Source organism: Chthoniobacter sp., assembly GCF_040003245.1.
GTDB lineage: Bacteria > Verrucomicrobiota > Verrucomicrobiia > Chthoniobacterales > Chthoniobacteraceae > Chthoniobacter.
The window spans coordinates 1-7,618 of record NZ_JBDUCX010000299.1; the positions used below are offsets into that span (position 1 = coordinate 1).

The window sequence follows — 7,618 nt, forward strand, 5'->3', positions numbered from 1 at the left end:
CCGCGGATCGACGCCGATCAGCTTGTAGGTGATCTTCTCCAGTGGCTTGAAGATCGGATCGAGGAATATTTTGCCGTCCACGTCCAGTACCTTGCAGAGGTACAGACCGAGCGGCTTGGTGATCGCCGCCAGAATGGCGACATAGATGATGAGTTGAATCCAGCCTGAACTATTCATTGATATTAGGTTAAAATTTTTCCGGGCGCACGATCGTGAAGAGCAGATAGACGATCAGGGCGATGGATATGAATCCGACGATGATGTTTTCCATTTTGGTTACGTTGTTAAATCTTCTCGCAGGCCAGCATGAAGATGATCATCAAGGCGAAGAAGCTTACCGAGGCGAGGACGAATAGGATGTCGGGCATATTAGTTGATTGGAGTTTTGATGTGATGGGCGAATGGGAACGGACGAGGAGCTTTCTAATCCTCCCCAAACGCGAGTGGCTCCTTGCTGGAACCAAAGTGAAACAACTCGAAGATGCGCCGCATATTCTGCTGGGCCGGCTCGTAGTACGGGCCGTATTTTATCGCCTGGCCGTAAAGCTTGCGGGCGCGGTCGTAATCTTCCTGCATCTCGAAAAAGACGCCGGCCATGTTCAGGACATCCGGAGATTTGGAGTTGAGTTCCAGTGCTCTCGCCAGATGGGTCCACGCGGTTTCAAAGACCTGCAAGTTGAGGAGGCGCTTGGCCTCCGCCAACTGGCTGGCGAAATCCTCGCCCACGGGCGGCCTCGTTTTGATCTCCACTTCCGGAACATGCCGTTCCAAAATCTCCGCGACCAGGCTGCGCAGGGCCTCGGGGGTGAGCGGCTTCTGCAGGAAATCGATGGCCCCGAGTTGCATGGCGCGGACCGCATGGGGGATATCTCCATAGGCGGTGATGATCACCGCCGGTGTCTTCAGCCCGCGCTCGCGCATCTCGGCCAGTAGATCGAGGCCGTCCATCTCCGGCATGCGCATGTCGAGGATCGCCATGTCGAAATGTTCCTCCGCCAATTGCGCCAGCGCCCTGGCCGCACTGTCCGCCTCCTGCACCGCCAGCCCTTCCGTCTCCAATGTTACCCGATAGTTCAGCCGCACGTTCGGCTCGTCGTCTACGATCAGAATGCGTTTACTCATGTGGGCTCTTTGTTGGAAATTGCCGGCAGATCGAAATAGAACTCGCTGCCCTGGCCGGGCACGCTCTGCACCCCGATCATCCCTCCTTGCGCGAGGACGATCTCTTTCGCGATGGCCAGGCCCAGTCCCGCACCGGTGCTTTCGGAGCCAGGAAGGCGGAAGAAGCGATCGAAGATCTGCGCCTGAAATTGCGGCGCAATGCCCGGGCCGTGATCGACGACCGAAAAGCGCACCCGACCGTCCTCATTTTTCGCGCGCAGCATGATCTCCTCGCCCGGCTTCGCGTGCTTGACCGCGTTGGAAACGAAGTTCGAGAAAACATGCGCGATCTGCCGCACGTCCACGGAGACCTTCGGCAGACCGGACGTGACCTTGGTCACCAGCTTCGACCCACGTGACTCGACCAGCGCCCGCAAATCCTCCTGTGCACGATCGATCAGTTCCCGTGGGTCGGTCGCGTGACTCGGCAAGGCGGTCCGGCCGGACTCGAGTTTCGCCAGGTCGAGAAGGTCGTTGATCATGCGCAGCAGACGCTCCGAATCTTCGCGCGCCGCGAGCAAGAGCTCCGTCTGCTTGGCGTTGAGCGTTCCGATGCGTTCCTCGAGCAGCAGATGCAAGCCCATGCGCACGCTGGTCAGCGGCGTCTTCAACTCGTGGCTCACCGTCGAGACGAGATTCGTTTTCACCTCGTCCAGCAGGCGCAGGCGCGTCACATCCTGCAGGACGACAGCCGCTCCAAAAATGGCGCCCGTCTCATCGCGCATGCCGATCACCCGCGGCAGCACAAAGGTCTCATGCTCATCGATCCGAAACACGATCACGCGGTCAAAACTCGTCGGCAGATAATCCGGTGCACCCTTGATGACGCGTTCCACCTCCTCCTGCACACTGGCCGGCAGGCCATCTTTCGAGCCCAGCTTGAAGAGGAAAGTGTTGGCTGCGGGGTTGATGAAACTAATGAGGCCATCGGCGGCGAGAACGACAATCGGATCGGGAAACGCCGAAAACGTGATCTCCGTCATCTGGCGTGCCTGGAGGATTTGGTCGCCCATAACCTGGCGGTAGGCCCGCAGCTTGGTCGCCATCTTGTTGAATGCGTCGGCCAATTGGCCGAGTTCATCCTGCGACATGACCGGCACGACCTGGTCGAGTTTCCCTTCGCCCAATTCCTTGGAGACCGCGGTGAGGGCGCGGATCGGCTCGAGGATTGAGCGCTGGAGGCGTACGGCGAAATAGGCGGCGCCCGCGATGCCCGCGAGGATGGCAAAGATCATGTAGCGCGTGGATTTCGCGCTGAGCGCCCGGGCTTCGCGATCGGCTTCCACCATGTTCTCCTGGTTTATGCGGATGATCTCCTGCGCCGTGTCCTTCACCTCCGTGAAGGTCGGCAGCATCTCGTCGAAATACATTTTACGCCGCGTCTCGACCGCCGGTGTCTGCCAGAAAAGATCCGCGCGTTGCGTGTATTGCTCATGCAGGCGCCGCACTTTCTCCGCGAGTTCCTGCTCGTGGGGCAGCGTGACATTATGCAACTCCACGTTCAGGTTTTCCCGAAACTCCGGCACGTTCTGCGCATACATCTTGCGCGCCCGGGCCTCTTCGCCGACGAGCGAGAAGAAGAGGGCGGAATCCATGCGTTCGGCGGTTTCTTTCATTTGCTGACCAGCGACCACGCTGCGGAAATTTTCACGGAGTATGACATCGACGCTGTTGCCCAGTTTGCTGAAGAGCGAGACGGCGTAGGCGCCCATGGCGATGAGCAGGAGGAAGAGCGGGGCAAGACCGAGAAAGATGCGTTGCTTCATGCCGCGGAGCCTGCTCGCAAGGGGCCTGCCTGGCTAGTTCGCGAACTCCAGCGTGACCCGTCCGAAGTCGACGACCAGTGTTCCGCGAAAAATGTTCGTGGCGCGGCGGACGACCCGCTTCCACCCGTGGAGACGTTCCGGAACGGGAACGGTGCGATATTGAATTTTCATGCCCGCTCCTTTAGCTCCCGCCATGCCACCCTCACGCAGCCCCATCGTTATCCGTTGATAGCGAATGCGTTATATCTTATGCCCCCACCATCACGCGAGGCCCCGGTCGTGCAGCCTGCACGATTCGCCAAGCGATGGGGTTGCAATTTGCACGACGCTTTGCGCAGCGTCACAACCTTCAGAATTTCTTCCGCTTGCGATAGAGCGTCGCCGGATCAATTCCCAGCATCGTCGCCGCTTCATCCAGGGTGCGTGTGTTCGCCACCACCCGGCGGATGTGCTCCGCCTCGATTTCTTCGAGCGTAAATTTTCCGCCGAGCCGAATTTCCGAAGCCGGCTGAATGCTGTCCGCCAGGTCCTCCGCTTCGATCCACTCGCCGCTGCACAGAATCACCGCGCGCTCGATTACATTGCGCATCTCACGGAGATTCCCCGGCCAGGTGTATTGCCGCATCGCCTCCAGCGCCGCGGGAGAAAAATCACGGACGTTCTTCCCCGAATGTCCCGCGAGGAAACGAAGATGAATCTGCGCGACTCGCTCGATGTCATTCACCCGCTCGCGCAGCGGCGGCAGGCGCAGCGAGATGACGTTGAGCCGATAGAACAGATCCTCGCGAAACTTCCCCGCCGCGACCGCCTGCGTGAGATCGCGATTCGTCGCTGAGATCACGCGCACATTCGCCCGGCGCGGCTTCGTCTCCCCCACCCGCTCGTATTCGCGCTCCTGGAGCAGGCGCAGCAACTTCGCCTGGATCTCCACCGGCAGCTCGCCAATCTCATCGAGAAAGAGCGTGCCGCCATCCGCCGCCGCCACCTTGCCCACGGTATCCGTGTGCGCGCCGGTGAAGGCGCCCTTCACATGACCAAACAAATCGCTCTCCAGCAATTCGCGCGACAGGCTCGGGCAACTCACCGTGACGAAGGCTCCGGCCCGGCGCGCGCTGCGCTGGTGCATGGCGCGCGCCAGCACGCTCTTGCCCGTGCCGCTCTCGCCGAGCAACAGCACCGTGGCCTCGCTGTCCGCCGCCTTGAAGGCCACGTCGAGCGTCTTCTGCATCGCGGTCGATTGCGAGGTCAAGTCGATCTCCGGCCCTTCGGTGCCGAGCCGCGATTCCAATTCGGCCACGCGCCGCTCGAGCTTCCGCGTCTTCTCCACGCGCGCCAGCACCTGCCGCACTTGATCCGGCGTGCACGGCTTGGGCAGATAGTCGAACGCTCCACGCCGCATCGCCTCGACCGCCGTCTCCACGGAAGCGTAAGCCGTCACCATCACCACCGCGACCTGCGGTGCCACCCGCAGGATTTCCTCCAGCACATCGAGCCCGCTCTCCTGGCTGAGGCGCAAGTCCAGCAACACCACGTCGAAAGGCCGCGCCTTCAATTCCGCCAGCGCCAGCGCGCTATTCGTCGCGCACGCCACTTCATGCTCCATCGACTCCAGCGCCAGCGTGAGCGCACGGCGGATATTCTTCTCGTCGTCGACGATGAGGATGCGCATTTGTCGCGAGCACAAGGCAAGTGGGGGTGAATTTCCACATCAAAATGCGCGGCGACTAAGGCAGAACATCGAACACCCAACATCCACCTTTGACACCTCATGCCCCTCCAACTAGCCTCGCGCGCTATTTTTATGAAGAAAGTCATCGCCACTACCGAAGCTCCCGCCGCCGTCGGCCCCTACTCCCAAGCCATCGCCGTGGGCGATTTCCTTTTCGCCGCCGGCCAGATCCCGCTGGATCCGTCCACGGGCGAGATCGTCGGCGCGGACGTCACCGCGCAGACCGAGCGCGTCTGCCAGAACATCGCCGCCGTGCTCAAGGCCAACGGCATGACTTTCACCAATGTCGTCAAGACCACTGTCTTTCTCGTCGACCTCGCCAATTTTGCGGCGATGAACGCCGTCTACTCGAAGTATTTCAGCGAGCCGTTCCCGGCGCGTTCCACCATCCAGGTCGCCGGCCTCCCGCGCGGTTCGCAAGTCGAGATCGAGATCATCGCCTCCGCCGCCTGAGTGCCATGAAAAGCGCCGAACTCCTCGAACTCTTCCGCTCCACCAACGCCCTGCTCGACGGCCATTTCGTCCTGCGCAGCGGGCTGCATTCGCGCCAGTACTTCCAGTGCGCGCTGCTCCTGCAGCACACGCAGATCGCCGCGCGCGTCCGCGGCGCCCTCGCCGAGAAACTGCGCAACATCGAGGCGGAACGCGTCATCTCCCCGGCCCTCGGGGGCATCATCGTCGGCCACGAAATCGCCCGCACTCTCGGCAAGCCGCACATCTTTGCGGAGAAGGAAGAGGGCAAGCTCGTCTTGCGCCGCGGCTTCGAAATCAAGCCCGGCAGCCGTTTCATCGTCGCCGAGGACGTCGTCACCCGTGGTGGCCGCGTGCAGGAGACCATCGACATCGTCCGCGCCCATGGTGGCATCGTCACTGCCGTCGCGGCCGTCGTCGACCGCAGCGGCGGCCTGCTCCCGGACTTCGGCTGCCCCTTCATCTCCCTCACCCAACTCAACGTCGAGACCTACGAGCCAAACATGCTCCCGCCCGACCTCGCCGCGCTGCCGGTAACGAAGCCCGGCAGTAAGTAACGTCCAGGGCCACCACGCGCCGGCACTTCGGGTGCGGCCCGAATCGCTCGGCTGAGGGTTGCGGGCGTAATAGATATCCCACTCGTCTTCGTTCGTCTTCACGAAGCCGTGGCGCTGGTAAAAGCGATTGGAAGCGCTGTCCTGAAGCGCTCCGAGGCGGACTGGCATCTGGCCGGCATCGGCCCGGGCCATCAACTGATGCATGACGTAAGAGCCAACGCCCTGCGATTGGCGGGTCGGATGGATGTAAAGGTGGTCGAGGGAAAATCCCTCCGTGCCATGGCGGAGCGTGTAGAAGCCGATGCGCTCTCCATCGAGGAGGATGAACTGCGTGTGCTCGGGATGAAAAGTTTTGCGCAGCCGCTCTCGCGCGCGTTCCGGGTCGAAGCGGCCGACGCGCTCCAGGCTCCCCCGCATCGCCGCAATCCGCAGCGCCACGAGTTCGTCGAAGTCCGCAGTGGTCACGTCGCCATAGGTGACACGAGTCGAAAGTGAGCCTGCCGGTTTCAATGCCTTCGCCCTTCGTTCAAGGCGCGCTGGAGTGAAGCCGCCTGGGGCCGGAGAGGAACCAGGCATTGATGATCTTGCCGTCGAGCACCTCATACGTCGCGAGGAGTTCGATCGTGCCAGTACCCTCGGGGAAAGTGCGCGTGACCTCCTCGTGATCCACCACGAAACGCCCCATCACGATCCGTCGGCAAAGACGCGCGTGCAGATTTGGTTCCTGGAAACGCAGGGCGAACCGCTCGCGAAGTTGAGCGTGGCCGGCAGCCAGGAGCGTGGCCGGGTGTTCGAAAAGCCGCGCTTCCTCGGCGTAGGTGGCCAGCAGGGCCTCCACATCGTGGGCGTTGTAACCGTCGAGTTGCTGTTGCACCACGGCTTCGGGACTCATCTCGATAGCGGACGGATGGTTCATTTATCTCGCTCGACTGATGTGGTAGTCACGCAACTTTGAAGACGCATTGGGGTTCTCCTTCCGGGCACTATGCGGGATCAGAGGTGCTTGAGAGAACGGTTTTCGAGCAGAAAGTGAAAATACGATGCGCCAGTTGCAAGCGAAGATGGGAGCCGATGGTGACCCGGAGGCAAATGACCGGCCTCCTTCCATTCCAGAGTAGTCGTGCCTGATCGTGCCTAATCGTAGGTGAAATTTTTCTGGGCCGCTTCGACTGTGACAGCTTGTCACCCCGCAGAAGCCCGGAATGCCAGATTACACATAAAGAGCGCCTGCCCAACATTCAGCGACACGTAGCTTGCGCCAATCCGACTCCCGCCTTATGTCTAACGCCCCTAAAAAACCGTCCACATGATCAATTGGGTCCTGAAGAAAATAGTCGGCTCGAAGAATACGCGTCTCGTCAAGAGCCTGCGGCCTCTCGTCACGCGCATTAATGAACTGGAAATCCAGTATCAGAGCCTGAGCGACGACGAACTGCGCGCCAAGGTCGCCACGTGGAGAGAGCGCCTCGCGAAGATCGAGGAGGAAAACGAGCAGCAGGTGGTACTCAACGAGATTTTGCCGGACGCATTTGCCGCCGTGAAGAATGCAGCCCGCCGGATGACGGAGCGGAAGGCCACTTTCAACGTCTGCGACCAGCCTTACACCTGGGCCATGGTGCACTTCGACGTGCAGCTCGTCGGTGGCATCTGCCTCCATCGCGGGATGATCGCCGAGATGGCCACCGGCGAAGGCAAGACGCTGGTCGCCACCCTGCCGCTCTTCCTCAATGCCCTCACCGGCAAGGGCGCGCACCTCGTCACCACCAACGACTACCTTGCCCGCCGCGACGGCGAGACGATGGGCCAGCTCTACGGCTTCCTCGGCCTCACCACCGGCATTCTGCAGCACGACCAGTATCCCACCGAGCGCCGCGCGCAGTACTACTGCGACATCACCTACGGGATGAACTCGGAGTTCGGCTTCGATTACCTGC

General features: G+C 61.2%; 8 protein-coding genes and 2 pseudogenes. 3 read left to right on the forward strand and 7 right to left on the reverse strand.

What is annotated here, in order from left to right; genetic code table 11:
* The 5 genes from ABJF10_RS27500 to ABJF10_RS27520 form a co-directional block, all read right to left on the reverse strand.
* Positions 1–177, reverse strand: a 177-nt coding sequence (locus ABJF10_RS27500) for a potassium-transporting ATPase subunit KdpA (RefSeq protein ID WP_348547834.1), incomplete at its 3' end; no start/stop codon positions are given.
* 246 nt (positions 178–423) lie between these two features.
* Entirely contained in the window at positions 424–1,122 is a 699-nt protein-coding gene (locus ABJF10_RS27505) for a response regulator (protein ID WP_348547827.1), read from the reverse strand.
* Positions 1,119–2,927 carry an ATP-binding protein gene (locus ABJF10_RS27510; RefSeq protein ID WP_348547828.1) on the reverse strand — a complete coding sequence of 603 codons (1,809 nt, stop codon included), beginning with the start codon at positions 2,925–2,927 and terminating at the stop codon, positions 1,119–1,121. The genes ABJF10_RS27505 and ABJF10_RS27510 overlap by 4 nt, the downstream gene beginning before the upstream one ends.
* A 33-nt stretch (positions 2,928–2,960) precedes the next feature.
* Positions 2,961–3,098: a hypothetical protein gene (locus tag ABJF10_RS27515; RefSeq protein WP_348547829.1), complete on the reverse strand. Its 138-nt coding sequence runs from the start codon at positions 3,096–3,098 to the stop codon at positions 2,961–2,963.
* A gap of 178 nt (positions 3,099–3,276) precedes the next feature.
* On the reverse strand, positions 3,277–4,596 hold the full coding sequence (locus ABJF10_RS27520) for a sigma-54 dependent transcriptional regulator (RefSeq protein ID WP_348547830.1): 1,320 nt from the start codon (positions 4,594–4,596) through the stop codon (positions 3,277–3,279).
* A 132-nt stretch (positions 4,597–4,728) separates the two neighbouring features.
* Between ABJF10_RS27520 and ABJF10_RS27525 the strand changes: the two genes are divergently transcribed.
* Both ABJF10_RS27525 and pyrE read left to right on the forward strand, forming a co-directional pair.
* Positions 4,729–5,109 carry a RidA family protein gene (locus ABJF10_RS27525; protein WP_348547831.1) on the forward strand — a complete coding sequence of 127 codons (381 nt, stop codon included), beginning with the start codon at positions 4,729–4,731 and terminating at the stop codon, positions 5,107–5,109.
* A gap of 5 nt (positions 5,110–5,114) precedes the next feature.
* Positions 5,115–5,684, forward strand: coding sequence for an orotate phosphoribosyltransferase (gene pyrE, locus ABJF10_RS27530; RefSeq protein WP_348547832.1), 570 nt, complete (start codon positions 5,115–5,117; stop codon positions 5,682–5,684).
* Between the two features lie 147 nt (positions 5,685–5,831).
* Here pyrE and ABJF10_RS27535 read toward each other — a convergent pair.
* Both ABJF10_RS27535 and ABJF10_RS27540 read right to left on the reverse strand, forming a co-directional pair.
* A pseudogene (locus ABJF10_RS27535) lies at positions 5,832–6,287 on the reverse strand (GNAT family N-acetyltransferase); the annotation flags it as partial.
* The gene (locus ABJF10_RS27540) at positions 6,211–6,600 is read right to left on the reverse strand and encodes a nuclear transport factor 2 family protein (RefSeq protein ID WP_348547833.1); all 390 of its coding nucleotides are present in this window, start codon (positions 6,598–6,600) and stop codon (positions 6,211–6,213) included. The gene ABJF10_RS27540 and the pseudogene ABJF10_RS27535, both read right to left, overlap by 77 nt.
* A gap of 390 nt (positions 6,601–6,990) precedes the next feature.
* On the opposite strand from ABJF10_RS27540, the pseudogene secA reads away from it, so the two are divergent.
* Positions 6,991–7,618, forward strand: a pseudogene (gene secA / locus ABJF10_RS27545) (preprotein translocase subunit SecA); the annotation flags it as partial.

What these genes read in the sequence shown, in the direction of transcription:
- ABJF10_RS27515 (WP_348547829.1), bottom strand. Translation starts at nt 3,098, where the DNA reads ATGAAAATTCAATATCGCACCGTTCCCGTTCCGGAACGTCTCCACGGG.
- ABJF10_RS27505 (WP_348547827.1), bottom strand. Translation starts at nt 1,122, where the DNA reads ATGAGTAAACGCATTCTGATCGTAGACGACGAGCCGAACGTGCGGCTG.
- ABJF10_RS27520 (WP_348547830.1), bottom strand. Translation starts at nt 4,596, where the DNA reads ATGCGCATCCTCATCGTCGACGACGAGAAGAATATCCGCCGTGCGCTC.
- ABJF10_RS27510 (WP_348547828.1), bottom strand. Translation starts at nt 2,927, where the DNA reads ATGAAGCAACGCATCTTTCTCGGTCTTGCCCCGCTCTTCCTCCTGCTC.
- ABJF10_RS27525 (WP_348547831.1), top strand. Translation starts at nt 4,729, where the DNA reads ATGAAGAAAGTCATCGCCACTACCGAAGCTCCCGCCGCCGTCGGCCCC.
- ABJF10_RS27540 (WP_348547833.1), bottom strand. Translation starts at nt 6,600, where the DNA reads ATGAACCATCCGTCCGCTATCGAGATGAGTCCCGAAGCCGTGGTGCAA.
- pyrE (WP_348547832.1), top strand. Translation starts at nt 5,115, where the DNA reads ATGAAAAGCGCCGAACTCCTCGAACTCTTCCGCTCCACCAACGCCCTG.